We start from the raw sequence: 26134 nt of genomic DNA, 5'->3' as shown, positions 1-26134 counted from the left end.
ATGGAACAATCTTTCTGGGAGAGCCGCTGGGAGTCGAAGAATATCGGCTTTCACCAGGAGCAAACCAATACGCAACTGCGCAATTACTGGAGTGCTTTGGCTTTGCCGGCGGGCAGTCGGGTGTTCGTGCCCTTGGCGGGCAAGTCGCTGGATATTGTCTGGCTGATGCAACGTCACGAGGTTCTGGCGAATGAATTGAGTGCGACAGCGGTCGAAGCGTTTTTTAACGAGAACAAAATAGAGCACTCGGTGGCAGCCGTTGGTGAGCTCCAGCGCCACACTGCGCCGGGGCTTGAGTTTTACCAGGGCGATTATTTTGCATTGCCGGATGACGAGCTTGCTGCTTGTCGCGCGGTTTTCGACAGGGCTTCACTCGTAGCATTACCCACGCAGATGCGCGAACGCTATGCTGCCAAGCTGTGTGATGCGCTCGAGCCGGGCGCTAAAATAATGCTGATTACTATCGAGTACGACCAGCGCGCGTTCGATGGGCCACCGTTTGCGATATCATCTGACGAGGTCGAACGGCTTTTCGGGGGCGCCTTCCGTATTCAAGCTCTCGGCAAGGAAGACGAGGAATTTCGCGGCATCAATGTACGCAATGGCGCTTACTGTCTGACTAGACTTTAGCTGCGCAAATGCTCCAGTGTGTGAATCACACCGCGTAATTCCGCGAGGCCTTTCAAGCGCCCGCCAAAGGAGTAGCCGGGGTTCACTCCTTCCTTACCTATTTCATCGCCGAGCAGGTGACCGTGGTCAGGACGCATGGGAATAGTATCGGTACGACCTGCTTCGAGGCGCCGTTGTTCTTCGTCCAGAAGCGCCGAGATCAGGCCAACCATATCGTTGTCACCGTCCAGGTGCTCTGATTCATAGAATGACCCGTCATCTTCGCGCTTGATGTTGCGCAGGTGAACGAAGTGAATCTGAGGGCCGAATTCCCGTACCATCCCGATCAGATCGTTATCGGCGCGAGCGCCAAAGGAGCCGGCACACATCGTCAAACCATTGTTTACACTGGGAACCGCCGCCATCAGGGCGCGCGCGTCATCGGCGGTAGATACCACGCGTGGAAGGCCGAAAAGCGAGAAGGGCGGGTCATCGGGATGTATGCACATGCGCACGCCAGCTTCTTCGGCTACTGGGATGATGGCTTGCAGGAAGGCAAACAGGTTGGCGCGCATTCCGTCATTACCCAAGGCAATAAACTCGGCTATTGCCGTGCGGATACTGTCCCGGTCGTAGGAACCTTCGCCACCGGGCAGTCCCGCAATAATGTTTTCTTCCAGCAGTGCTTTTTCCTGTGCCGACATGCTATCGAGCCGCGCTTTCGCACGGGCAAGTAGCTCTGAGTCGTAATCAGCGGCTGCATTTTCGCGTTCGAGTACATAGACATCGTAGGCGGCGAAGTCTGTCATTTCGAAGCGCAAAGCCTGTGAGGCATTCTCCAGTTCGTATGCGAGATTGGTCCTGGTCCAATCAACGACGGGCATGAAGTTGTAGCACACCACGTTCACGCCCGCGGCGCCTACGCTGCGGATCGATGTCTTGTAGTTTTCGATGAGTTGTTCGTAATTGCCGCTGCGCGTTTTGATGTCGTTGTGTAGAGGGATGCTCTCTACCACATCCCAGCTTAAGCCATGCGCTTCAATCGCGTTTTTCCGCTCGACTACAGCTTCAGCAGGCCATGCGTCACCGGTGGGAATGTCGTGCAGTGAAGTGACGACACCTGTCGCGCCAGCCTGCACGATATTTTCCAGGCTTACGCTGTCTTTCGGGCCGAACCAACGCCATGTCTGTTGCATTGTTTGGGTACTCTTTGCGCCGTATTGGTGGAGTAGTTGTGTGCTAGTGCTTGACAGCAAAGCGCTCAATCCCTAAATTGGCCTGACCACTTTACCGATCTAAAGTCTGCCCGATGCCGAACGACTTGGCAAGAGGCACATACTCACAGGACCTGCATGGATACTATCCGCCTGGGGATTGTTGGCCTCGGCAACATTGCCAGTCAGCACATTGATAACGTGAACAGCGGACAGGCCGGGCCGTTTGAGTTGACAGCCGTTTGCTCACGTACGCGCACGCCCTATGCTGAAAATCTGGGCGTGCAACACTTTGCAAAGCAGGCTGATCTCTACGCCAGCGGCCTCTGTGATGCTGTTCTGATCGCCACACCTACCTTTGACCACCTGCACGCTGGCAAAGCCGCCCTCGACGCTGGTCTCCACGTTATGATGGAGAAACCCATTGGCCTCTCTCTGGCCGAAGGGGAGCAATTGTTGGCGGCGAAAAGCGACGACCAGATTTTTGCATTAATGCTGAATCAGCGCTCCGATCCTTTGTTCGTCGCCATGCGTGAGCATATTACTGCCGGCACCCTGGGCGAAATTACTCGCACCCACTGGACGATGACTAACTGGTTTCGTCCGGAAGTCTATTTCCAGGTCAGCGAGTGGCGCGCCACCTGGAAGGGCGAGGGCGGCGGGCTGTTGGTCAATCAGTGCATACATAACCTCGATATCTTTCAGTGGCTTTGTGGCATGCCTGAATCGGTTTGGGCGGAGTGTGCATTTGGCCGCTACCACGATATTGAAGTGGAAGACGAAGCCACTGCATTGCTGAAGTATCACAGCGGCGCCACCGGTCTCTTCGTGGGTTCTACCGGTGAGGCTCCAGGCGTTAATCGCTTCGACATCATCGGCGATCGGGGCAGTCTGAATTTTGACGGTCAGCGCTTGTCGCTGACCCGAAACTCTCCTGCCACCGGCGAATTCAGCCGCAATACAAAGGAGATGTTCGGCGTCCCGGATGCCACCACCGAGGACATTACGCCTGACCGAGACATTAATCAGCACGCCGCCGTCATGCGTAATTTTGCCGCTGCTATTCAACGCGATGAGCCACTTCTGGCGGCGGCAGAGGAGGGGCTGAACTCGCTGGCCCTTGCCAATGCAATGCTCCTGTCTAGCTGGGAGTCACGTGAAGTCACTTTTCCACTAGATGCCGTAACTTACCAGCAGGCACTGGACCAGCGTATAGACGGATCCGCCTTGCGAAAGCGTGCTGACATTGAGGCCAATATTGACATGGGAGCATCGTACCGATGAGTGATCAGGAACAATATCTGGCCGAGGTTGCGCAGCGTCCTTGGCCCGCGCGTCTGCCAGCCTATCTGAAACTATCTGGCCCGGGCTGGCTGCAGGGAGCAATGACCCTGGGCGGCGGCAGCGCCATCACCTCACTGACCATCGGCGCAGTTTACGGTTATGAATTACTGTGGGTGCAGCCGGCAGCTATGATTATCGGCTGTATTATGCTGTTCGCGCTATCGCATCAAACCTTGAGCACGGGCATTAAACCCTTTGCCGCCATGCGAGATCATGTGCATCCCGGGCTGGCCTGGGCATGGGCGATAGCTGCGCTGGCTTCCAGTATCATCTGGGGGTTTTCTCACTACCCGCTCAGCGCCGGCATGCTGGAAGAGATCATTAATGTCTCTACAGGCTATGAGGCAGGGGATACGGGGCGCGACAGTTTCCTGTTTATTCTCGCCATTCTGGTCTGGGCAGTTTGCGCTTTCACCGCCTGGAACTACGGAGCCGGCGGACGGCCTGTTCGTATCTTCGAGACTGCGATCAAACTCCTTAGTGGCATGATTATCGTCGCCTTTGCCTGGGTAGTGATCGCTGCCAGTAGTAACGGCCAGATCGACTGGGGAGCTGTGCTCTCAGGTTACATTCCCAATAAGCTGCCCGATGACGCCGCAGGTGTCACCACGGTGATGGCGGCGCTCGGAACGGCCGTCGGTATCAATATGACTTTTGTTTACGGTTACACCTTGCTTGACCGCGGCTGGGGCAAGGCGCAGCGAGAACTGTCACGCTATGACATCGTTATCGGCCTTGTGTTGCCCTATCTGTTGGTGACAGGGCTCATATCTATTGCCGCCGCAGGTGCATTCTACGGCAGTGAAATGAGTATCCAGGGAAAGCTTAGTCCCTCCCAGGCGGGCGCGATGTTCGTTGGCACAGGCATGGGCGAGGTTACCGGCAGGTTGGTATTTGCCTTCGGTATCCTCGGTATGGCGGTGGGATCGCTGGTCATGCACATGCTGTGCTGCGGTGCTGCTGCTGGCGCGATGTTTGATTGGCCCGCCCACTCCACAAAGTATCGGCTGGCGTTATTGCTGCCAACACCTGCAGTGTTGGGTGTCTTCCTCTGGTCCAGCATGGGCGCATATGTGATTCTGCCTACCTCTGCCATTTGCGGGATCCTTCTGCCTATCGCTTACATTGGCTGGTTAGTCTTGAACAATAAGCGCAGCTATCTCGGCGATGATTGTCCGACTGGTAGCCGCGCCTTGCTTTACAACACCGCCATGATTGTCTGTATTGTCATGGTGCTTGCCAGTGTCGTCTATAGCACCTCTGTCGCCATGGGTTGGATCTAATGGACATCAAAGACGGCGCGAACTACGCACCTAGTGCTGAAGCGGAAAAGGTTGTTGCGCCGGGTGAATTTATCTTCGCCTGTGCATTTCTGGATCACGGTCATATTTACGGCCAGACCAATGGCCTGAGAGATGCGGGGGGTACACTGAAATACGTGTACGATCCTGATCCTGATCGCATCGCCAGGTTTGTTGAAACCTATCCCGAAGTCAAGGTGGCGGAATCCTTTGCCCAGATTCTTGAGGACCCTGAAATCCGTCTGGTCAACAGCGCCGCCATTCCGGACCTGCGTTGCGATATCGGCATACAGGTGATGCGCGCAGGCAAAGATTACTTTACCGACAAATCGCCCTTTACCTCACTGGAGCAGTTACATCGAGCGCGTGACGTGGCGGCTGAGACGGGGCAAAAATACGCCGTTTACTACGCCGAACGTCTGCACAACGATGCTGCCTGGCAGGCTGGAGAACTGATTCGCCAGGGCACGATTGGGCGAGTGATTCAAGTGCTCAATCTGGCACCGCATCGACTTGCCAAAGCGACCCGCCCGGCATGGTTTTTTGAAAAAGATCGTTATGGCGGCATCCTGACCGATATCGGGTCGCACCAGGTGGAGCAGTTCCTGACTTACGCGGGCTGCAGCAGCGCATCAGTCAATTTCGCTCGAGTGGAAAATTTTAGCCACCCTGACAAGCCAGGCCTTGAAGACTTCGGTGAATTATCACTTACCGGTGACAATGGCGCCTCGTTCTACTCCAGGGTGGATTGGTATACCCCTGAAGGGCAGAGCACCTGGGGCGACGGTCGAAGCTTCATTGTCGGTACTGAAGGTAGCATTGAACTGCGGAAATACCTCGATGTGGCGCGTGAAGCACCTTCATCCAGATTGTTTCTGGTGAACAGAGAAACTGAGCAGGAGATAGAGTGTCTGGGACGAACCGGCTTTCCTTTCTTTGGCCAACTGATTCTCGACTGCCTGCATCGTACCGAAAACGCCATGACTCAGGCACACAGTTTCGCGGCCGCCCAGATCAGCATGCAGGCTCAGATGTTGGCTGATACGCAGACGGAGGCTCCGTAGCATGGCTGCGACTGAGAGGGATTCGCCAATACAGGCGATCAAGGTTCAGCGCCTGTATCTTCAGGTTGCCCGCCAATTGGAAGAGCTTATTGCGTCGGGCACTTTCACGCCCGGTAAGCGCTTGCCGGCTGAGCGGGAACTCGCCGCCCAGTTTGAGGTGAGCCGGCCTACCATCCGCGAAGCAATGATTGCGCTTGAGCTCGCCGGTCATGTAGAAGTCCGTTCTGGCTCTGGTGTCTATGTGCTCGAGACGACAAAGTCGCATGACACTCTTGGTCTTGGCGAAGCGCCAGGGCCTTTTGAGATATTGGAGGCACGGCGACTGATCGAAGCGGAGGCCTGTGCCCTTGCCGCGCAACGCATTACGCCCGGGGAGATTGCCACGCTCAATAGCCTACTGGTGCAAATGGAAGACGATTCAGTGGCAGTTGAAGCAGCCGAATTGATCGACTTTGAGTTTCACCGCACCATTGCCAACGCCTGTGGAAACAGCGCGTTGACGGCAAGCATCGAGTGGCTGTGGCAGCTGCGAAAGGAATCCGAGATCAGTACCCACTTCCACCGGCGCGTGCGGGAAGAGGGTTCACGCCCGATTGTCGCGGACCACCAGCGAATCGTTGACGCGCTCCGCAGTCAGGACGCGAGCGCCGCTCGTGATGCAATGCACGGGCATTTGCAGCGAGTAATAGACAACCTGATGGAGACCATGTGATGTCCAAGCTCCTACATCCTGACCGATTATTTGCCAGCTGCCCACAGCAGCGAGATATCGCCAGAGCCCTGTATCATCAGGTCGCTGATCTCCCCATAATCAGCCCCCACGGCCACACTGATCCCCGTTGGTTCGCGCACAACAAAGCCTTTGGCAATGCCACGGAATTGCTTATCCAGCCTGATCACTACCTGCTACGGATGCTGTTCAGCCAGGGTATTAGTATGGAGCAACTGGGGATCTCCAAGGCCAGCGGTCAATCTTCTGATGCGGACCCGGCAGCCGTTTGGCAGTTGTTTGCAGAGAATTATTCCCTGTTCCGTGGTACACCCACCCGGCTCTGGATGGACCATGTGTTCTCAGCTGTTTTTGGTATCGACGAGTTGCTTTGTGCAAGCAATAGCGCAAGTTTCTATGCCGAAATAAACAGCCAGCTTGCACGGCCTGAATTCTTGCCCCGCAGTCTGTTTGAACGCTTCAATATTGAAGTCATTGCAACAACAGAGTCGCCACTGGATCCCTTGCATGCGCACCAGCTACTCGCCGCTGACAGCTGGCAGGGAAGGGTGATTACAGCATTCAGGCCAGATCCAGTTGTAGACCCGGAATATGAGAATTTTCCCGACAACATCACTGAATTAGCGCAAATCAGTGGCATCGACTGCAGCAGCTACAGCGGCTATCTTGATGCTTTGCGCGAGCGACGCGCTTTCTTCAAGAGCATGGGCGCAACTTCGACTGATCACGGTCACCCATCGGCGACTACGGCCGACCTGCCGCGTGCGCAATGCGAGACCCTGTTCGCCGGCGCACTCGCGGGGAGTCTCAGCGCAGCCGATGCAGAACTCTTCCGCGGCCAGATGCTCCTCGAGATGGCACTGATGAGTCTGGAAGACGGGCTGGTTATGCAGCTTCACCCAGGCGTATCAAGAAACCACAACCCCAGTTTGTTCGCTCAATACGGACGTGATAAAGGCGCCGACTTGCCTCTGCCTGGCGAGTTTGTAAACGCCTTGAAACCGCTGTTGGCCCGGGTGGGTAACGAGGCAGACTTTACTCTCATCCTTTTCACCCTCGATGAAACGACCTATGCACGTGAACTTGCACCGCTGGCGGGGCATTACCCCTGTCTTCGAGTGGGCCCGGCGTGGTGGTTTCACGATAGCCCGGAGGGCATGCTCCGCTACCGTCACCAGATTACTGAGACGGCCGGTTTCTACAATACAGTCGGCTTTAACGACGACACTCGAGCATTTCTTTCCATTCCCGCCCGCCACGATGTGGCTCGGCGGATAGACTGCCGCTTCCTCGCGCAGTTGGTTGCGGAGCACCGTCTCACCCTGCCAGAGGCGGAACAACTCGCACACGACCTTGCGTACCAACTGGCAAAGGATGCGTACCGACTGTGAATCGCCTCGCCACAAATCAGCTGAACGCACTGGGATCCGGGGTAAAACTGCCCGAGTACGACCGCGGTCGCCTGGGTGTCGGCATTGTGCATCTGGGTATAGGTGCGTTTCATCGCGCACATCAGGCCTGGTATACCGAGCTGGCGATGAATCAGAACGGAGGAGATTGGGGGATCACAGGTGTTTCATTGCGCAGCGACACTGTTGCCAGACAGCTGCAGCCCCAGGATGGTCTTTATTCCCTGCTCGCGGACGACGGTTCCAATACTGAGCTGCGGGTTGTCGGTGCTGTTGCCAAGGTCTTGGTGGCGAGCGAACACATCGAGGCCGTCTTGGCTGCCATAGCGGCACCGGCGACACATATTGTCAGCCTCACGATTACCGAGAAGGGTTACTGTAGCGACGCGAGAGGTAAAACGGATTGGGAGCATCACGATCTAGCCCGGGATTTACAATTTCCTGAAGAGCCGACGACTGCGATCGGTGTTCTTGCGATGGGTTTAGCCCGTCGCTTTGATCAGGGGCGCGCGCCGCTCACCGTCCTTAGCTGTGACAATCTTGTCGAGAATGGCCAGCTCCTCCGGCAGAGGATTTTTGATTTTGTCAAACGAGTGCGGCCCGAGATGCTCGACTGGCTCGAGCATTCGGTGAGCTTCCCCAGCAGCATGGTGGACCGCATTGTTCCCGCTATAACTGAGGAGCAGCGGTTGCTGCAGTCGGCACAGCTTGGCGCCGATGACGCAAGCGCAATCGCCACGGAGCCTTTTAGTCAGTGGGTGGTTGAAGACAATTTCGCCGGTCCGCGCCCTGCGTGGCAGCTGGCAGGTGTCACCTTCGTTGATGATATCCGGCCCTATGAGGCGATGAAGCTGGGTCTGTTGAACGCCGCACACACAGCGATAGCGTGCATCGGGGTGCTCAGTAACACCGAGACCGTGGATCGGGTCATGGCCGACCCCCAAATGGGCGCTTTTGTGCGCGAACTGATGCGACATGAATTGTTGCCCGGGCTGGATGTGCCTGTTGGGTTTGATCTCAACAGTTATTGCGATGCCTTGCTGCAGCGATTCTCAAACCCTCAACTCAGGCACCGTTGCGAACAGATCTTTATGGATAGCAGTGTGAAGATCCCTCAGCGCTGGCTACCCCACTTGCAGCGCGGTGTAAGGCTCGCTCACCTCGAGCTCGCGCTGGCATCCTGGTGCCATCTTGTGCTCAATACTGATACACCGCTGGACGATCCGGCGGCAGAGCGCATGCTTGCTTTACGTGCAAAGAAAACGTCCCACGACGTGACTCAACTTCTGTGTCTAGCCGGCATAAGCCCTGAAACTGTCGAAGATTTCGGCGCCCTGAACGCCAGGTTGTGCCAACAAATGACGTATATTGCCACGCACGGCCTTCTAGCCTGCATGAATCTTGAAGAACGAGAAATCACATGAAGAAAATTATCCTACTCCTTATTACTCTGTCGGTAGCAGGCGCATGGTATCTCGGCGTATTCGAGGGCGAATCAGAGCCAACAATGGAGCTCGAAGAGGGGTATAGCTGGCTATACGATGGCAACAGCCTGGACGGTTGGAGGAAAATCGGCGGCGACGCGACTTTTCAAGCCGAGGGTGTCGACATCGTTGGCCGCAACGGCCCGGGTGCCAATACTTTCCTGCGCACCGAAAAAAGCTATGGCGATTTCAATCTGCGGATGCAGATGCGCTGGGATGAACCCGGCAATTCCGGAGTCATGTTCCGTGGCAAGCAGAGGGAGGAAGACGGCCGCGTCTATGGTTACCAGTACGAGCTGGACGCTTCAGAGCGTGCCTGGAGTGGTGGCATCTATGATGAAGCGCGTCGAGGCTGGCTGGCCAGCCTTGAGATCAATGAGGAAGCACGCAAAGCGATTAAACTCGACGGTTGGAACGACATTGAAATCGAGGCGAGAGGGGGCAAGCTCCAGACATGGATTAATGGTGTCGTCGCCGCTGACATTGTCGACGGTTTTGACGACACTGGTTTTGTGGCATTGCAGGTCCATTCCGGCGGCAAGGGCATAATGCGTTGGCGCTTCATTCGTATCAAGGAAATGGACCCGGTTGCGCTGGCGCAGGACGCACTGACATCGCAAGACTGGATCGCGTCCGACATTACTGGCTTAACAATAGAAGGCGACACTGTCATTGGCTCTCCTGCCGGTGAGAATCCGGTGCTCGAGTCTCGTCGACGTTTCCACGATGTCAGGGTCAGTTTCGACATTCCTGTCTGTGACACGCCCACCCGAATTCGCATGCGCTACGACAGCGGCGAGATGGCCGGCACCGAATCCTATGCCGAAGTGCTGCTCTACCGTGGTCGCGCTGAAGGCAAACTGGTGACCCCGGATGAAGTCATTGAAGCGGAAGCCGTTGGCCTGGCGGAGCGCGACACCTATACCTTTACCGGCGTTACCGTCGGCGATGGCGCGACCCTGAGTATCGATGAAACCGACGTGCTGCGAGTGCGGAGCGGCATGATGGCAAATCGAGGAAAGCTGCAGATCACGCCAGCTGCCTGCGGCGAGCAGTTCGCGCTCAACAAGATAGGCCTGACCTCGTTGCGTGAAAATCGGGAGGAAGTATCGTTCTACAAGACGCTGGACAACGCGCCAGCGCCGGTACTTAGCCCGGCGGAAGCGCTCGAGTCTTTCCGCATCGCGCCTGGGTTCAAAATTGAACTCGTCGCAGCAGAGCCGATGGTGGAAGACCCCGTCGCCATGGCCTGGGATGAATTTGGCAGGCTCTATGTCGTCGAACTGCGCGGCTACATGCCCGACGCCTACGGCACCGGTCGCAATGAGCCGGTCGGTCAGGTAGTTCGTCTGACAGACGACAACGGTGATGGCCTTATGGATCGCAGCGAAGTAGTGCTAGGCGGGCTGGTAAACCCGCGCGCTGTCGCTGTGGTCAACGATGGGGTGCTGATCGGCGTGCCGCCAGACCTGCTCCTGTGTGAGGTCGCTGACGAGGCAGCATGCTCACCGACCCGGGTAGGGCCATACGCCGATAGTAAGGATGAGGTTAATGTCGAGCACCGTGAGAATAGATTGCTACCTGGTCTCGACAACTGGCTTTACAACTCAAAATCAGCCCGCCGTATGCGTCTCAAAGACGGGCAATTCGAAAGTGCTGAGGGGATCACCCGCGGCCAATGGGGTATTGCCAAAGACGATGTTGGGCGCCTCTACTACAACCACAATTCCACCTGGGTGCAGACTGATTTTTTCCAGGCTGATCAGATCGCCGTTCCCGGGGTTGACGCCGTCTACGCTGGCGTGGGCGTCACGCTGGTTGATCCTCCTGAAGTGCATTCCGTCAGGGTAAATCCCGGTGTTAATCGAGCCTACCTGGAGGGCACTCTGCGCGAAGATGGCCGTCTCAATGTTGCCACTGGCGCATCGGGCATTGCTATCTATCGCGGTGACCAGTTCCCCGCTGAATACAAGGGGCATGCCTTTGTCCCTGAATCGGCAGGCAATGTCGTTGCCCATATCAGTATTGATTCAGACGGTATCGAGATAAGCGGTGAAAAACAGCTTTACGCAGATGAACAGTGGGGGCAACGAGACTTTCTTGGATCAACCGATGAGCGCTTCCGCCCGGTAGATGCCGCAAATGGTCCAGACGGAGCTCTCTACGTTATCGATATGTACCGCGGCATTATTCAGGATGAACACTTCCTTACCGATGAATTGCGAGAGCAGATCCTACAGCGCCAGCTTGAGCGTCCTATAGGCATGGGTCGCATCTGGCGCATTAGTTATGAAGAGAATGAAACTGCGACAGCGATCAAACCTGGCGACGCTGACGCACAGACACTGATCGCTTATCTCAGCCATCCAAACGGCTGGGTGAGGGACACAGCACAGCGACTCTTACTGGTCAGCGACGCAACGGTGACAGCTGGCTTGGCGGCGGTGGCGAAAGGCGACAACACTGTTGCAGCGCTGCACGCAATATGGACCTTGCAAGGGCGCGGGGAACTCCAGCCGGCGTTGTTGATGGAGATACTGGCACTGCCCGATGCCCATCGCCGTATTCAGGCCCTGCGCGCAGCCGAAGGCGTGCTTAGCGGCGAACAACTGATCCAGGCGAGTGAACTGCTGATCGATGCAGAGGAGAGCGTGTTGCTCCAATTGGCGTTCGCAATGGGTCAACACAGCGATAGCGCCGAAGTTCGCGCGCGCCTGGTCGAACTGTTGGACAGCAAACATGCGGGCCTATATTTGCGTCAGGCAGTGGTCCGCTCAGTGCTGGGTAAAGAGCTTGAATTTCTGCAAGAAGTCTACGCAGCAGGCGAGCTCGGCATTGAGGATGATGCAAATGCCGCAGCGTTGCGTGATCTTACTGCAAGTGCATATCGCAGCATTCGCGGTGACCTGACGTCCACTGAAGAGCCGGACGCAGCCCTGCTTGAGTTGCTTGCGCTTGCAGGCAGCCGCAGCGGTAGCAACAGCTGGCAACAGGTGGCCATGCTGGCCGGCTTCGAATCCATGACCTTGGCCGACGGTTTTGTGCCCGCCAATCTGGCGGAAGCACCCCCCACCTTCACCGATGCGACGATTAGTGAAAACGACCCGCTTTGGGAAGCTCGCCTCGCCGGCCGTCTGGCGTTTACCTGGCCGGGTGACGAGATGGCGCTCGGCATCAAGCCACTGAGTCCCGAGCAGTTGGCGTTGATGGACAAAGGCCGGGCGTACTACCCCACATGCGGAAATTGCCATGGCAAGAGCGGCAAGGGCACTCCGGGGCTTGCGCCGGCGCTGTCAGGCGTTGATTGGGTGACCGGGCCTCCGGAGTGGCTTGGCCGCATCATTCTGCAAGGGCTTAGCGGGCCGATAGAAATAAATGGCGAACAGTGGGACGGCGTCATGCCTCCGCATGGCCACCTCAAGGAACTGGACGATGAGACTCTTGCAGGGTTGATGACCTTCCTGAGGCGCAGCTGGGGCAACAAGGCTTCGCCCGTAAGCCCGGAGGAGGCCGCTGAGATTCGCAGTGCCAGCTCGGGGCGCAGCAAGCCGTGGACAGCCACAGAGCTCCAGGAGGTTCCCTTTGATCGCGGCTTCGCCCGATTCGTGGGTAAGTACAAATTGAGCTTTATGACGATTTCTATCAGTGAGCGTAAAGAGGGCCTCTATATGTCTGTGCCGCTGCGCGGGGAGGGGGTTCTTACCCAGGATAGCGAAACTCGTTTTTCTGGCGCCGCAGGTGGTGAAGTCGTGAAGCTGGAATTCGAGGTAGATGGCGATAACCCGTCACCGAAGTTCTACTTGCATTACAACGGCGAGAGACTCGGGTTCAAGCGCAAAGAATAGCTGTAACAGGAAAACACTAGATGTATAAGTCAATGGCTGCCGCCTTGAGCGCGGCAACCCTGTGGAGCAGCGCCTTGTCCGCGCAAACCATGGAAGAGCTGCTCGTTACGGGCAGTTATGTCCCCCAGGAGGAGCTGACAGCTTCAGTATCGGTGCTCGACAGTAATGTCATCGAGGCACAGGACATTCGCGATGTTGTCGATGTGTTGCGTCTTGCCCCAGGCCTTGTCGTCGAGGAACAGGGCGGCCCCGGCGGTCTCACTGCGGTGTCGATACGCGGGGGCGATGCCAATTTCACCCTGGTTCTCATCGATGGAGTACCGGTCAACGACCCCACCAACACGCGCGGCGGCAGCTTTGATTTCGGCAGATTGGACCCGGCTATGGTCGAGCGCATTGAAATTGTGCGCGGTGCCCAGTCCGCAATCTATGGTTCCGATGCACTGAGCGGTGTTATCAATATTATCACGCGCAGTTCCTCTGCTGAGCCTCGCTCAAGCGTGGGCGTTTCATTGGGCGAGGATGACTTCGCTCGCTATCACGCGTCTTTCTCCGGTGACAGTGGTGCATTGCAGTACAGCCTGCAATTGGTGCACAGGGATGATGGCGAGCCCGTCGAGGGAAGTACTCGCACAGGTGACCAGGCGGACTTACGTATGCGCTGGCAAGCAAGCTCCGAGCACGAACTTAGCTTTGCCTATCGTTATGCCGACGGTGACAACACCAGTTATCCCGAACAGAGTGGCGGGCCCGAGTTCGCCCTCACTGACGACCTGGATCAGGGTGAGTACCGCGACGATACTTTTTCACTCGGCTGGAATGCGCAATTTTCAGAAGCATGGGCTAGCACCCTGACGGCCAGCCGTGTAGATCAGGAAGCGAAAGCGTTTTCTCCCGGTATTCCCCCTTACGCTGAGGTGCCGCCGAACGGCTCTGATACAGAGTATCGACGCGATGAGCTGCGGTGGGTTAATGAACTCGCCGTTGGTGCAGCAACGGATGTCGCCCTTGGCGCCAGCTACCGCGATGAGACCGGTGATAGCGACGGCTATGTCGATTTCTTTGGCCTGATCGTCCCGACCGACTTTAGCCTGGACAGGGAAATAAAGGGGGTATTCGCGGGTGTATCTTCTGCGCCATTGGATCCACTACTGATACAAGCGAGCATTCGCTATGACGACCCGGACGGCTTTGACAGCGAGACTTCCGCCGGAGCCGGCGTACGCTGGCAGTTCAGCTCGGGGCTCGCGCTGCGCGCCAACTGGAGTGAAGCGTACAAGCTCCCCAGCTTCTTCGCTCTCGGCCATGCGTTGGTAGGCAACCCGGAGCTGGAGCCCGAAGAAGCAGAAACCTGGGATATTGGTTTGAACTGGTTCAGCGGGGACAAAGTCACGCTCGAGGCCACGCTTTTCAAAAACGAGTATACGAACCTGGTCGACTTCGATGAGGAGACATTCCGTAATATTAATCGCGGCCGTGTCGATAGCGAGGGTGTTGAACTTTACGGCCAGTGGCAAGCTGGCGATGCCCTGCGCTTCGACGGCCAACTGACGTTTACGGATATGGATGTGCCCGGCGAAGACGTAGAGTTGCCCAGTCGCCCTGAATGGCAGGGGGCTGCCGCCGCCTATTGGGATATTAGCGCCACGCTGACGAGTGCTCTACAGTACCGTTATACCGGTGAGCAGCTTTCAGTGTCACGCCATACCGGTCAGGCCCAGCAGTCTGAACTGGATGCTTATCATCTGGTGGACCTGACGTTCACCTGGCTGCCCGCTGATCGTTGGCGTATCGCGCTTTCGGCAGACAATCTACTGGACGAAAACTACCAAACTTCCGTCGGCTTCCCCGGGCAGGAGCGCAATTTCCGGCTTGGACTGAGCTACACCTTAGATTAAGGACCCCCGACATGATCAAGAATATCGCCATTCCCCTGTTTGCAGCTGTGTGCCTGAGTGCTTGCGGCGAAGATCCTGTTATAGACGCGGCCGAGTGCATAAGCGGATTAAGTCCGGAAGAGAACAGCTCGGGCTGGCGCTTGTTGTTTGACGGTACATCTCTGGACCAATGGCGCAGTTACAAAGAAGAAGAGGTAAATTCAGGTTGGACCATCGAGAACGGATGTCTTGCTCGTGTAGGCTGGGGCGGCGACATCATGACCCGGGAACAGTTCGCCAATTTCGAGCTCAAACTCGAGTGGGCCATCAGCCCTGGTGGCAACAGCGGCATATTCATTCGAGCAGATGAAAGTGGGCGCAATATGCACTACACAGGCTATGAAATGCAGGTGCTGGACAACGCTCTTCATAAAGACGCATCAATACCCAGTCACCGCTCAGGCGCATTCTATGACATGATCGTGCCCGATCACGATACATCCAAGCCCGCCGGCTATTGGAACCAGGTGCATATCATTGCCGACGGCGCAGACGTAGAGTTCTGGCTCAACGGCAGAATGACGGCGAAATTTCAGCAGGGCAGCGCCGAGTGGCAGGCGATGTATGAAAAGAGCAAGTTCACGTCGCGCCCCAACTACGGGTCACTGCTGAAAGGGCACATCGGATTACAGGACCACAACGACAAGGTTTGGTACCGAAATATCAGGGTGAAAGATCTGCCCTGAGGTCAGTCACGAAGACTGCTTGGGGCGCAGCCGAAATGCTTGCGGAAACTGCGGGTCAGATGGCTGTGGTCCGCAAACCCTGTCTCTATCGCGATAGTTCCAACGGGACGATCTGTTTCCAGTAGAAGTTGCCGGGCATTTTCCAGGCGCACCTCTACGATGTATTGATGTGGTGTTTTACCGAGGTGCCGGCGGAAACGACGTTCCAGTGCGCTGACCGAGAGGTTGCTCGCGCACGCCAGCTCTCTTACCGATACATTCTCAGCAAAGTGCGTCTGAATATAGCTGATGGGAACGTCCAGCTCGCGGTAAGGAACGGCACTGCGCTCGGATCGATTGAGGTGACGGCTCATGCCGAAGCTCGCGACGATATTGCCCGCGGTGTTGAACACAGGCCATTTGGATGTGAGAAACCACTCAAGTGAGGCCCCCTGCGAACCGATCATCTCCAGCCTGTCGCTAACGGCATTCCCGGCGAGTACACGCCTATCGTCATCGGTATAGCGCTGCGCCATAGTCTGTGGGGCCAGATCAAAGTCTGTTTTGCCGAGTAACTCCCTGCTACTGGACATGCCGAAACGAGCAACAAACAGTTGATTGCCATATACAAAGCGCCCCTCAGCGTTTTTCATCCAGGCGTGGGTGTCGCCTACCAGGTCCAGTACCGTCAACTGAGCGCCCAGGTTGTCCAGTGAATCGAAAACAAGCCTTGTCATATATGTTCTAATTTGCCGATTTTGTTCTAATGATAACGGAAATTCTCCAAGCAATGTAATCCCGACCCCGGCACACTGCGACTGACAAACATAAAATCCGCAGGAGTTCCCGCATGACGAAAGTCAGGATGGGTATGGTTGGAGGAGGCGAGGGCGCCTTCATTGGCGAAATTCACCGCATGGCGGCGGCTATCGATGGTCAGATAGAGCTTGTGTGCGGCGCATTCAGCAGCGAACCGGCGAAAGCCCTTCGTTCAGGTCTTGCACTGGGCCTCGATGAGCACCGTGTCTACCCAGATTACTCGACGATGCTCGCTTCCGAAGCAGCCTTGCCAGAAAACGAACGTATGCAGTTTGTGGCGATCGTCACTCCCAATCACCTTCACTTCCCCGTTGCCGAAGCGGCACTGCAGGCGGGTTTTCATGTGTTGTCGGACAAACCGGCCACCTTTGATCTCGCTGAAGCTCTGGAGTTGCGCGCAGTGGTAGAGCAAACCGGGCAGCTGTATGGACTGACGCACACCTACAACGGCTATCCGCTCGTCAAGGAAGCGAAAGAACGTGTTGCTCGAGGTGAGCTCGGCACCATTCGTAAAGTAGTGGTGGAATATCCGCAGGGTTGGTTGGCTGACCGGCAGGAAGACGCGGACAACAAGCAGGCACAGTGGCGCCTCGATCCTACCCGCGCAGGTATCAGCAGCTGCATGGGCGACATCGGCGTGCACGCAGCCAATCTGGCAGAGTATATTTCCGGGCTCCAGATTACAGAGATGTGCGCTGACCTAACGGCGTTTGTCGAGGGCAGGGACCTCGACGATGACGGCTCTGTGTTACTGCGTTTCGAGGGCGGTGCGAAAGGCCTGTTGCATTCCAGCCAGGTGTGCGTGGGCGAAGAGAATGGCTTGAAGATCCGCGTGTATGGCTCGCTTGGCGGGCTTGAGTGGTCTCAACAAGAACCAAACACACTGTGGCTTAAGTGGCCCGACCGGCCGGCAGAGATGCTCCGCACAGGCGGGCCGTATCTTGGTGAGCTGGCCTCGGCTAACACCCGAACGCCGATGGGGCACCCCGAAGGCTATCTTGAAGCATTTGCCAATATTTATACGGCCTTTGCCGGCCAAATTCGTGCACGGGAACAAAACACCGATCCCGACGTTCGCAGTCGCGATTGTCCGGGAATCGCCGAAGCCGTGCGGGGCATGGCCTTTATCGAACTGGCTGTTACGGCGAGCGCCAGCGACACCAAGTGGCATCGCTTCGAACAACACTGATTCAAGGGAGAACAAGATGAAAGGACCCGCTATATTTCTCGCCCAGTTTGTCGGCGCTGATGCGCCATTCGACACGCTGGAGAATATAACTCGCTGGGCCGGAGGCCTCGGCTACACGGGCGTACAGGTGCCCACCTGGGAGTCCGGGCTGATCAATCTGGAGCTGGCCGCAGAAAGCATGGATTACTGCCAGGAGCTTCAGGGTATCTGCGCCAGCAATGGCATTGCGATTACCGAACTGTCGACGCATCTGCAGGGGCAGTTGGTTGCGGTCCACCCTGCATATGATGAGTTGTTTGACGGATTCGCGCCTGACGCCGCCAAAGGTAATCCCGTGGCCCGGCAGGAATGGGCTGTACAGCAGCTACTGCTAGCGGCCAAGGCAAGCCAGAACCTGGGGCTGAATGCTCACGCAACATTCTCCGGGGCGCTGCTATGGCAGACCATGTACCCATGGCCGCAACGGCCGGACGGACTGGTCGAAGCAGGGTTCGCGGAGCTGGCCAAGCGGTGGACGCCGATTCTGAATGCCTTTGACGAAGCCGGTGTAGATGTCTGTTATGAGATTCACCCCGGTGAAGATTTACATGACGGTGTGACCTTCGAAATGTTTCTCGAGGCCGCGAACAACCATCCGCGCGCCAATATCCTCTATGACCCCAGCCACTTCCTGTTGCAGCAGCTGGACTATGTTCAATTTATCGACCACTACCACGAGCGGATAAAGATGTTCCATGTGAAAGACGCGGAATTCAATCCGGACGGTCGCAGTGGCGTCTATGGCGGCTACCAGGGCTGGAAAGATCGTGCCGGCCGTTTCCGCTCCCTCGGCGACGGGCAGGTAGACTTTTCAAGAATTTTCAGTCAATTTGCCAGGTATGGCTTCGATGGCTGGGCCGTACTTGAGTGGGAGTGCTGTCTGAAACACCCGGAGGACGGTGCCGCGGAAGGCGTGGACTTTATCAACCACCATATGATTCGTACCACCGACAAGGCCTTTGATGACTTCGCCGGCGCCGGCGCAGATGATGCGGTAAACCGGCGCATTCTCGGCCTCAGTTAATTTCGACCAACAATAACAATACTGGATACGCAAATGACGAACACAGACATCAATCGCAAACGGCTCTATTACGTGGGCAACCTGTCGATCTTTATGATCGGCCTGGGTTTTGCTGTACGGGCCAATATCGCGCCTAATCTACAGGCGGATATCTACGACAAGATCGATCTTGCCAACTCCGCATCCATGGTTGGGGAGGCGCTGGGTATCACCTTCACGGGCTTTGCGCTGACGCTGTTGTTTGGCAGCGCGCTGGTCGACTTTATCGGAATGAAACGTATGCTTCTGCTCTCCGCTTTAGGCTATGTGGCAGGCGCGCTCGGCTTATTGGCAGCGGCTGCGATGCCCATTGGACCTTCCGTGGAAACGGTGGTGCTGGTCAGTTTGTTGCTCACGGGGCTGGGCTGGGGCGCAGTTGAAGCGGCCTCGAACCCCATGGTGGCAGCACTTTATCCGGAGGAAAAGACGCACCGTCTCAATATTCTCCATGCCTGGTGGCCCGCGGGCATCGTCGTAGGTGGCCTGTTGGGCGTGTCTATCAGCGCCATGGGGCTTCCATGGGAAATCAATATGTTTGTACTGCTGGTGCCGGCAGTGGTGCTCGCATGGATGGTGGCCAGCTCTGCATTCCCAGAGACAGAACGCGTAGCCGCCGGTGTAAGTTACGGCGAAATGTTTACGGAGCTACTCAAACGGCCGTTGTTTTGGGTCTTCTGGGCATGCATGTTCCTGACAGCCGCGGCAGAACTCGCACCCGGTCAGTGGGTAAATATCGCGCTTTCCAACATCGTCGGCATGCAAGGTATTCTGTTGCTTGTCTACGTCAGTGCGCTGATGTTCGTCATGCGTCACTTCGCAGGCCCAATCGTCGAACGTATTTCCTCGGTGGGTCTCATGTTTGTCAGCTGCCTTGCTGCAGGCATTGGCTTATACCTTCTTAGCCTCGCCGATACACCCTTGCTCGCGTTTGCTGCTGCCACCGTATGGGGCATAGGCGTCTGCTATATGTGGCCAACGATGCTGGCCATTGTGGCCGAGCGATTCCCTCGTGGTGGCGCCATGGCCATGGGCCTTATGGGCTTTGCCGGGGGCATGTCGATCCAGTTTGTGTTGCCTCGCATGGGCGGCATTTTCGACGCAGCCAAGGCACAAGCAGCGGGTGGTGCTGACAAGCTGGCTTCACTCTCGCCGGAGGCCATGAGTGAAGTCGTTCGCTATGCATCAGTTGAATCCTTCCAGTCTGTAGCTTATGTGCCACTGATGCTGCTACCTGTATTCGGCATCATCTGGTTGTTCGATAGAAAGCGAGGAGGGCATCAGCCTGAGGTGATCGGCGAACCCGGAACTCCCCAGTGAACGTAAAAATCGGCATGAACATGCTGCTCTGGGGCGTCGAGACGAGCCCCGATAAAATCCCGGTGTTTGAAGGGCTCGCCGCAGCTGGTTTTGATGGCGTGGAGATCCCCATGTCTGGTCACAGCTCGGCAGACCTGGCGACGCTCGCTTCAGCTTGCAACGACCTTGGGCTTGCTCGCACAGCGTCAGCGTTTGTCGGTGAAGATACCAACCCGATTTCGCCCGACCCGGCGATTCGAGCGGCAGCGCTGGACAACATCATGCGCGCGATCGACGATGCCTCCGCCATTGGGGCAGAGATACTGATCGGCGGTATCTATCAAGCGCACAAGTATTTCACCGGTCGCGGCGCGACTGAACAAGAGTGGCTCTGGTCTGCACAGTACCTGCGGGCGGCGGGGGAGTACGCGGCGGGCCGCGAACTAAAACTCGGGCTCGAAGTGCTGAATCGGTTCGAGGTGTTCCTGATTAACACCGCAGCGGATTGTCACCGTATGGTTGAACAAGTGGGGCTGGATAATGTCGGCGTACACTACGATACCCACCACGCCAATATCGAAGATGAAGCGCCCGCTAGCGCCCTCGCGACCATCAAAAACACGATCAACCATGTACACTTGAGTGAAAGCCACCGAGGTACGCTTGGCTCCGGACAAGTAGACTGGCACGGACATTTCGCTGCGCTTGAGGCGATAGATTACTCCGGGTGGCTGGTTATCGAGGCTTTCGGTACGTCCGACCCAGAGCTTGCAGTGGCGGCCAACGTCTGGCGCAATGCGTTCGATTCACCCGAGCAACTCTACCGGGACGGTATTGAGTTTATTCGCTCACACATTGGGTAACTCAAGAATATGCTAAATAGAAAGCGTTGGATTATCGCGAGTGCGATTGGGCTCTATCTTTATTTCTTGTTGCCTGCGACGGCGGTCGCGCTCTACGAGCTGTATCACCTCACGCATATTGACGCCATCTATATGGGCTATGGCGCCTTTAAGGCGGCTGGCTACTACTTTGGTGTCTGGCCCTATCAGCTCGCCGTCTGCGTACTGATCACGCTCTGCATAGGCATCTTGCCGTCGCTGATTCCCAGGAGAAAGACATCATGAATCGACGAGAATTTCTACAGTGCGCTGCCATCATGGTGAGTGGTTTGACTGCCAGCCAGCTGGGGATAGCGCTCACGGAAGAACAGCGCGTATATCTGGCAAGTGCCCCCAATTACAACACGACTGACGTCGACTACCTGAGCGAAGAGCAGCGGCAGATTCTGGCGGCGATGTGCGAGGTGATTATCCCGAAGAGCGATAGTCCGGGAGCGATCGACGCCGGAGTGCCTCATTTCATAGAGCTGATGGCTGCAGACTGGTTTAGCGATGAAGAGAGGGGGATATTTGATGCCGGCATGGCCGACATCGAGCAACGCATTCCACAGGAGTATGGCAATCGTTTCGATTTGCTTCCTCCGAGCGATCAGCTTGAAATACTCGAAGCTCTCGAGGAAGACGCCAGCGATCACCCCTGGTACGAGTTTGGGAATGTTCAGCGAGATTTTATCAGCGACGCACCCTTCATTTGCCAACTCAAAGAGCTCACTATCTGGGGTTTCTTTACGTCGGAGAGAGGCTCCAAAGAGGCCTTGCGCTACAACCCCATGCCGATGACATTTGACGGCAATATCCCACTTGGGCCCAACGATAGCAGCTGGGCAGGGGGATTCTGAGCATGGCAAATATTATTGACACGACAAACTATGATTTCGATGCCATCGTTGTTGGCTCGGGTATCTCCGGTGGCTGGGCGGCGAAAGAACTTACAGAGAAAGGGCTGAACGTACTAGTGCTGGATCGCGGCAAACCGCTGGAGCACAGTGTCGACTACACGGGCGAGCACGCTCCGGATTGGAAGTTTCCCTTCCAGGGTAAGAAACCGCGTGAGCTCTACAAGGAAGAATATCCGATCCAGAGCAGGGTCAGCCACTCCTTCAACGAGGCCAATCGTCATTTCTGGAACAACGACAAAGACAATCCCTATGTGAATGATCCGGACAAGCCGTTCATGTGGGCGCGTGCCGATGTGGTGGGAGGGCGTTCTCTGCTTTGGGGTCGACAGACCTATCGGTTCAGCGAGCAGGACTTTAAGGCGAACGCGACCGATGGACACGGGATACCCTGGCCAGTCGAGTACGATGACATCGCCCCCTGGTATAGCTATGTGGAAAAATTTATCGGCGTTAACGGCCGCAATGAGGGCCTGCCGCAACTACCCGACGGCGAATTTCAAAAACCAATGCCCTGGTATGCGCTCGAAGAAACCATTGGCGAGCGACTCAAGAAAAAGATGCCTAACGTCACCCTCACCAACGGACGTGCAGCCATTCTGACCGAAGACTTGCCTGGGCGCAGTGCCTGCCACTATTGCGGCCCTTGCCCTCGTGGTTGTTCGACCGGCAGCTACTTCAGCTCACAGAGTTCTACCTTACCCGCTGCCAAAGCCACAGGGCGTATGACCGTGGTCGCAAATGCTCTGGTAGACCGTCTGGAACATGACCCCGAGACAGGGAAAATCTCGGCTGTTCATGTGATCGACACGCAGACTAGAGAGCGGCGGAGCTACTCAGCCAGAGTGTTTTTCTTGTGCGCCTCCACAGTCGCCACGACTCAAGTCCTGATGAACTCCACTAGTGCAGTATTCCCAAATGGCCTGGCCAACAGCAACGGGGTGCTGGGCAAGTACATGATGGACCACCCCCTGGGCACCATGAATCTCGGCGTGTTCCTGGACGACATGGACAGTTACTACAGTGGAAGGCGCCCCACTGGATTGTATATCCCCAGGTTCCGCAACGTGGGAGAACAGGACCAGGACGCTGACTTCCTGCGCGGATACGGCTATCAAACTTTCGTCGCCCGTCTGGACTGGAGCGCACGTTTCAACAGCAAGGGCTTCGGAAGCAAGCTGAAGAACGATCTTCGCAAGCCCGGCCAGTGGTTGTGGGCGCTGGCGTACTTCTCCGAGTGCCTGCCCAGCGAGAGCAACCAGATGAAGCTCAGCAATAAAGTGGACCGATTTGGCATTCCGCAGGTAGCGTTCGATTTCACCTGGGGCAAGAACGAACTGGCGATAAGAGCTGATGCCGAGAAGCAAGCGGACAGCATCATGAAAGCCGCCGGAGCAGTGCTTTCCTTGCCCGCAAGTGAGGGAATGAGTATGCCGGGTGAGGGTATCCACGAGATGGGCACTGCGCGGATGGGAGATGACCCGAATCAGGCGGTCCTGAACAAGTACAACCAGGCCCACGACGTGGCAAATCTGTTTGTGACAGACGGTTCGTTCATGACATCGTCGTCCTGCGTGAACCCATCACTCACGTACATGGCCTTTACAGCCAGGGCCGTGGATTATGCAGTCAAGCAGCTCGCCGAGGGCCATATCTAGGTGAATACAATGCCGTCACCCATAAGCTTTAGACTCTTCACCGCTCTCTGCCTTGGATGGTTGATCTCTGGCTGTAGCGATCCGCATATGCTTGTAGAGGGGTGCGAATCGAAGGGAAATACCCGCGCCTATTGTGATATCGGCACACCCGAAGATATTGCAGCGCTTCCAGATGAGCGCCACCTGCTCCTTGCGCACTTCGGCCATATGGGTAAGGGAGCAGGCGGTATTTCATTGTTCGACACGCGTACGGAAATGCTGACCCCGCTTATCACCGCAGCGTCCGAGATCGCCGACACCGAAGATCGTTGGGGCGACCCGGCATGTGTACTCCCCGAAGCTTCAACACTGAGCCCTCACGGCACACACCTGCACCGCCTCGACGACGGGTCGTGGCGCTACCTGGTGGTGAACCATGCAGGTGGTCGTGAGTCCATTGAGTTGTTCGAGTTGATGGGAGAGGGCACTGAAACCTCGTTGCGCTGGCGCGGCTGTATCGAACCATTGGCCGATACATTCATAAACGATGTTGTCGGTATGAATAACGGAGACATCATCTACACCCGCATGTTCAAGACGAACATGAATCTTGCTACAGCCAAAGGTCTGCTCGGCATTGAAACCGGGGATCTGTGGCGGTGGCAGCAAGGGAGGGAGCCTTCAATCATTGCAGGCACTGAAGCCATACAACCCAACGGCATCGAAATTTCAGCGGACAATCAGCACGTGTTCGCCAATATGTATATGACCGGCGAGGTTTGGAAAGTAAACATTGCGACGGCTGAAATCGTTGATCGTGCGCCCGTTGCGAGCGCTGATAACAGCGCCTGGGGAGACGATGGCAGGCTGTGGGTGGCCACACACACCGACAAACTGCTGAATACACTGTCTTGCTTAAGCGAGCCCTACGATGCCTGCGGGCTAGCCTATGAAATTGTGGCCATTGACCCCGAGGACATGCAGTCGTTTGAGGTTGTGTACGCGGGCAAAGGCTCACCCATGGGGGCTGCAACTATTGCCGTTCCCCAGGCGGGCAGGGTGTACATGGGTTCTTTTGCCGGCGACCGGATGATCTCAGTCCCGATCAGTGAATTCCGCTGATCCTGGCGCGCGGTAGCGATCCATGGGGCTTCGAAGAGCGTCGCTGCCATAGTAGTGCCCAGTGCCGCGAGGTTGGCCAAACAACAGTTCCAGGATGACGTGTGCGCCTTCACTTGCTGGGCGCATGCCGGCCTCAGCAGGCGAGCGTGTACCGAGGAATTCCTTTCCGAGATCAGTCTCAATAAATCCCGGCGTGCACGCATTTACATACAGTGCAGGGTGCTGGCGTGCCAGCCAAAGCGTATAACTGTTGGCGCAGGCCTTGGAAAAACCATAGGGCGAATCACTCATAAAGCCGAACTCAGCCAGTCTGGCCGGTTCCAACTCACCGCAGGTGCGGACAAAGTCTGCCAGTTGAGTCCAGCTGATGTCTGGATCTGTGAAGAAAGCCCGTCGTTCAGGGCTACAGTTCGCAACAAAGTTGGCGGCAGAGGCAGAAGTCACATTAACAATGCGTCCACCGGGGCCGACTAACGGTGCGAATGCCTCACACACGTGATGGATGCCAAGAAGATTCACATCGATCGTCTGGGCAACAGTACCCAACCCAAGGCCCGCGTTATTAACGATACCGTGAAGCGTTAAGTTTGGCTGTTGAGCGAGGAGGGTGCCCCTGGCTCTTCGCACCGATTCCTCATCGGCAACGTCGAGTGTCACGGCAGAGACCCGATCCCGCCACGAGGCGTCCCTTTGAATGAGAGTTGCCAGCGCCTGTTCGCCCCGGGCGGGGTCGCGTGAGCACAGCAACATCTGGACATCGGCGTGACGGCGTAGCGATTCTTCTACGACAGCGAGGCCAATCCCCTTGTTGGCACCAGTAACCAATATGTTTCTCATCGTTTTTGCTTCCGTTATCCAAATGGCGAGAGTTAGCTAGCAGTGGATCACTGCCAGTCGATACACCTGCATTATGCGCCGGTTGCCTAAAGACCAACACAGGAGAACTTGGACACTCAGAAGAGCGTAGTATTTAACATAATAACATTATTAGGTGCAGGTCAGAGCGGGTCGCGTTCATTGCAATTATTTGCAAGGCGTCCTGTGCCAGGTCTCCCGTGACATGGGCTCAAGCGGATTCGCCTGACGTACCCGAAAACAATGGTCATCAACCCTCACCATGCTTACCCAGCTGCCACCTTCGAAGCCATTCAGATCAGGGAGGCTGTCTATGTTCATGGCTATTTGTCGCTGGGCTTCATTCAGTGACTTAAGGAGAGCAACGTCCATGACCACGGCGCCGTTATCCGTCAGGGTGCGGGGCTTTTCCAAAGCTTCGTTGATCTGGTTAATAGCGTGCCGAATCGCGCCATAGCTTAAATCCAGGCGGTGTTCGGGGGATTCTGGCAAGGGCTGTTTTTGGCCTGGAATTGCATTAGCGGGGGTATTGGGCCTGCTCAGGTCAATTATAGCTGTGTGATCAGCAGCGGTATTTTCATCCTTCGATACCTGGGCCCTGGATGGCGGTGGTTGAGCTCTCACTGTGGATAGAAACACAGAGACCGGCCTTGGTTTGGCACGGATAACGCCGAGCGAATCATCTCCGTCTGACGCAAACAAAATAGCCACTGC

Annotated in this window: 22 protein-coding genes; 18 read left to right on the top strand and 4 right to left on the bottom strand. The window is 56.3% G+C overall.

The features are described 5' to 3' along the window. Positions 1-630: a thiopurine S-methyltransferase gene (locus EY643_RS09930; RefSeq protein WP_152662061.1), complete on the top strand. Its 630-nt coding sequence runs from the start codon at positions 1-3 to the stop codon at positions 628-630. Here EY643_RS09930 and uxuA read toward each other — a convergent pair. Then, the gene (uxuA, locus tag EY643_RS09925) at positions 627-1805 is read right to left on the bottom strand and encodes a mannonate dehydratase (RefSeq protein WP_152662060.1); all 1179 of its coding nucleotides are present in this window, start codon (positions 1803-1805) and stop codon (positions 627-629) included. The two genes, EY643_RS09930 and uxuA, sit on opposite strands and share 4 nt — an antisense overlap. 156 nt (positions 1806-1961) lie before the next feature. Between uxuA and EY643_RS09920 the strand changes: the two genes are divergently transcribed. From EY643_RS09920 to EY643_RS09880, 9 genes are read left to right on the top strand one after another with little or no spacing between them, the layout of a single operon-like run. After that, a complete protein-coding gene (locus tag EY643_RS09920) occupies positions 1962-3107 on the top strand; it encodes a Gfo/Idh/MocA family protein (protein ID WP_152662059.1) in 1146 nt (381 codons plus the stop codon). Further along, positions 3104-4450: a divalent metal cation transporter gene (locus EY643_RS09915; RefSeq protein WP_152662058.1), complete on the top strand. Its 1347-nt coding sequence runs from the start codon at positions 3104-3106 to the stop codon at positions 4448-4450. Before EY643_RS09920 ends, EY643_RS09915 begins: the two co-directional genes overlap by 4 nt. Further along, positions 4450-5532 (top strand): Gfo/Idh/MocA family protein, encoded by a 1083-nt coding sequence (locus EY643_RS09910; protein WP_152662057.1) that lies wholly within the window; start codon positions 4450-4452, stop codon positions 5530-5532. Before EY643_RS09915 ends, EY643_RS09910 begins: the two co-directional genes overlap by 1 nt. 1 nt (position 5533) lies before the next feature. After that, positions 5534-6244, top strand: a complete 711-nt coding sequence (locus tag EY643_RS09905; protein WP_152662056.1) for a FadR/GntR family transcriptional regulator — start codon at positions 5534-5536, stop codon at positions 6242-6244. After that, entirely contained in the window at positions 6244-7653 is a 1410-nt protein-coding gene (gene uxaC, locus EY643_RS09900; RefSeq protein ID WP_152662055.1) for a glucuronate isomerase, read from the top strand. The genes EY643_RS09905 and uxaC overlap by 1 nt, the downstream gene beginning before the upstream one ends. Beyond that, positions 7650-9095, top strand: coding sequence for a mannitol dehydrogenase family protein (locus EY643_RS09895; protein WP_152662054.1), 1446 nt, complete (start codon positions 7650-7652; stop codon positions 9093-9095). Before uxaC ends, EY643_RS09895 begins: the two co-directional genes overlap by 4 nt. Further along, complete coding sequence (locus EY643_RS09890; RefSeq protein WP_152662053.1) at positions 9092-13000, top strand: DUF7133 domain-containing protein; 3909 nt, start codon at positions 9092-9094, stop codon at positions 12998-13000. Before EY643_RS09895 ends, EY643_RS09890 begins: the two co-directional genes overlap by 4 nt. A gap of 20 nt (positions 13001-13020) precedes the next feature. Then, a complete protein-coding gene (locus EY643_RS09885) occupies positions 13021-14898 on the top strand; it encodes a TonB-dependent receptor plug domain-containing protein (protein WP_152662052.1) in 1878 nt (625 codons plus the stop codon). 11 nt (positions 14899-14909) lie between these two features. After that, positions 14910-15623 carry a 3-keto-disaccharide hydrolase gene (locus EY643_RS09880; RefSeq protein ID WP_152662051.1) on the top strand — a complete coding sequence of 238 codons (714 nt, stop codon included), beginning with the start codon at positions 14910-14912 and terminating at the stop codon, positions 15621-15623. A 2-nt stretch (positions 15624-15625) separates the two neighbouring features. On the opposite strand, the gene EY643_RS09875 is transcribed toward EY643_RS09880, so the two are convergent. Continuing rightward, entirely contained in the window at positions 15626-16339 is a 714-nt protein-coding gene (locus EY643_RS09875; RefSeq protein WP_152662050.1) for an AraC family transcriptional regulator, read from the bottom strand. Between the two features lie 113 nt (positions 16340-16452). Between EY643_RS09875 and EY643_RS09870 the strand changes: the two genes are divergently transcribed. The 8 genes from EY643_RS09870 to EY643_RS09835 are packed head-to-tail and all read left to right on the top strand — an operon-like array spanning position 16453 to position 24565. Then, on the top strand, positions 16453-17610 hold the full coding sequence (locus EY643_RS09870) for a Gfo/Idh/MocA family protein (protein ID WP_240732661.1): 1158 nt from the start codon (positions 16453-16455) through the stop codon (positions 17608-17610). A gap of 16 nt (positions 17611-17626) precedes the next feature. Next, positions 17627-18673 (top strand): sugar phosphate isomerase/epimerase family protein, encoded by a 1047-nt coding sequence (locus tag EY643_RS09865; RefSeq protein ID WP_152662049.1) that lies wholly within the window; start codon positions 17627-17629, stop codon positions 18671-18673. Between the two features lie 33 nt (positions 18674-18706). Next, positions 18707-20029 (top strand): MFS transporter, encoded by a 1323-nt coding sequence (locus EY643_RS09860; RefSeq protein WP_152662048.1) that lies wholly within the window; start codon positions 18707-18709, stop codon positions 20027-20029. Then, positions 20026-20871, top strand: a complete 846-nt coding sequence (locus EY643_RS09855; RefSeq protein ID WP_152662047.1) for a sugar phosphate isomerase/epimerase family protein — start codon at positions 20026-20028, stop codon at positions 20869-20871. Before EY643_RS09860 ends, EY643_RS09855 begins: the two co-directional genes overlap by 4 nt. 9 nt (positions 20872-20880) lie before the next feature. Continuing rightward, complete coding sequence (locus EY643_RS09850) at positions 20881-21135, top strand: hypothetical protein (protein ID WP_152662046.1); 255 nt, start codon at positions 20881-20883, stop codon at positions 21133-21135. After that, positions 21132-21749 carry a gluconate 2-dehydrogenase subunit 3 family protein gene (locus tag EY643_RS09845; protein ID WP_152662045.1) on the top strand — a complete coding sequence of 206 codons (618 nt, stop codon included), beginning with the start codon at positions 21132-21134 and terminating at the stop codon, positions 21747-21749. Before EY643_RS09850 ends, EY643_RS09845 begins: the two co-directional genes overlap by 4 nt. A gap of 2 nt (positions 21750-21751) precedes the next feature. Beyond that, positions 21752-23464, top strand: coding sequence for a GMC oxidoreductase (locus EY643_RS09840; protein WP_152662044.1), 1713 nt, complete (start codon positions 21752-21754; stop codon positions 23462-23464). A 9-nt stretch (positions 23465-23473) separates the two neighbouring features. Then, a complete protein-coding gene (locus EY643_RS09835; RefSeq protein WP_152662043.1) occupies positions 23474-24565 on the top strand; it encodes a hypothetical protein in 1092 nt (363 codons plus the stop codon). Here EY643_RS09835 and EY643_RS09830 read toward each other — a convergent pair. Together EY643_RS09830 and EY643_RS09825 are read right to left on the bottom strand one after the other, a co-directional pair. Further along, positions 24539-25402, bottom strand: a complete 864-nt coding sequence (locus tag EY643_RS09830) for an SDR family NAD(P)-dependent oxidoreductase (protein WP_152662042.1) — start codon at positions 25400-25402, stop codon at positions 24539-24541. The genes EY643_RS09835 and EY643_RS09830 overlap by 27 nt on opposite strands. 186 nt (positions 25403-25588) lie before the next feature. After that, positions 25589-25912: a hypothetical protein gene (locus EY643_RS09825; protein ID WP_152662041.1), complete on the bottom strand. Its 324-nt coding sequence runs from the start codon at positions 25910-25912 to the stop codon at positions 25589-25591. Positions 25913-26134: the final 222 nt, after the last annotated feature.

The organism is Halioglobus maricola (genome assembly GCF_009388985.1).
Taxonomy (GTDB): Bacteria; Pseudomonadota; Gammaproteobacteria; order Pseudomonadales; family Halieaceae; genus Halioglobus; species Halioglobus maricola.
The sequence above is the reverse complement of the archived record's forward strand: the minus strand, read 5'-3'. Positions and strand labels throughout refer to the sequence as shown.

Bases quoted from the DNA above. Each gene is read 5' to 3' on its own strand.
- EY643_RS09930 (WP_152662061.1), top strand. From the start codon at position 1: ATGGAACAATCTTTCTGGGAGAGCCGCTGGGAGTCGAAGAATATCGGC.
- uxuA (WP_152662060.1), bottom strand. From the start codon at position 1,805: ATGCAACAGACATGGCGTTGGTTCGGCCCGAAAGACAGCGTAAGCCTG.
- EY643_RS09920 (WP_152662059.1), top strand. From the start codon at position 1,962: ATGGATACTATCCGCCTGGGGATTGTTGGCCTCGGCAACATTGCCAGT.
- EY643_RS09915 (WP_152662058.1), top strand. From the start codon at position 3,104: ATGAGTGATCAGGAACAATATCTGGCCGAGGTTGCGCAGCGTCCTTGG.
- EY643_RS09910 (WP_152662057.1), top strand. From the start codon at position 4,450: ATGGACATCAAAGACGGCGCGAACTACGCACCTAGTGCTGAAGCGGAA.
- EY643_RS09905 (WP_152662056.1), top strand. From the start codon at position 5,534: ATGGCTGCGACTGAGAGGGATTCGCCAATACAGGCGATCAAGGTTCAG.
- uxaC (WP_152662055.1), top strand. From the start codon at position 6,244: ATGTCCAAGCTCCTACATCCTGACCGATTATTTGCCAGCTGCCCACAG.
- EY643_RS09890 (WP_152662053.1), top strand. From the start codon at position 9,092: ATGAAGAAAATTATCCTACTCCTTATTACTCTGTCGGTAGCAGGCGCA.
- EY643_RS09885 (WP_152662052.1), top strand. From the start codon at position 13,021: ATGTATAAGTCAATGGCTGCCGCCTTGAGCGCGGCAACCCTGTGGAGC.
- EY643_RS09880 (WP_152662051.1), top strand. From the start codon at position 14,910: ATGATCAAGAATATCGCCATTCCCCTGTTTGCAGCTGTGTGCCTGAGT.
- EY643_RS09875 (WP_152662050.1), bottom strand. From the start codon at position 16,339: ATGACAAGGCTTGTTTTCGATTCACTGGACAACCTGGGCGCTCAGTTG.
- EY643_RS09870 (WP_240732661.1), top strand. From the start codon at position 16,453: ATGACGAAAGTCAGGATGGGTATGGTTGGAGGAGGCGAGGGCGCCTTC.
- EY643_RS09865 (WP_152662049.1), top strand. From the start codon at position 17,627: ATGAAAGGACCCGCTATATTTCTCGCCCAGTTTGTCGGCGCTGATGCG.
- EY643_RS09860 (WP_152662048.1), top strand. From the start codon at position 18,707: ATGACGAACACAGACATCAATCGCAAACGGCTCTATTACGTGGGCAAC.
- EY643_RS09850 (WP_152662046.1), top strand. From the start codon at position 20,881: ATGCTAAATAGAAAGCGTTGGATTATCGCGAGTGCGATTGGGCTCTAT.
- EY643_RS09845 (WP_152662045.1), top strand. From the start codon at position 21,132: ATGAATCGACGAGAATTTCTACAGTGCGCTGCCATCATGGTGAGTGGT.
- EY643_RS09840 (WP_152662044.1), top strand. From the start codon at position 21,752: ATGGCAAATATTATTGACACGACAAACTATGATTTCGATGCCATCGTT.
- EY643_RS09835 (WP_152662043.1), top strand. From the start codon at position 23,474: ATGCCGTCACCCATAAGCTTTAGACTCTTCACCGCTCTCTGCCTTGGA.
- EY643_RS09830 (WP_152662042.1), bottom strand. From the start codon at position 25,402: ATGAGAAACATATTGGTTACTGGTGCCAACAAGGGGATTGGCCTCGCT.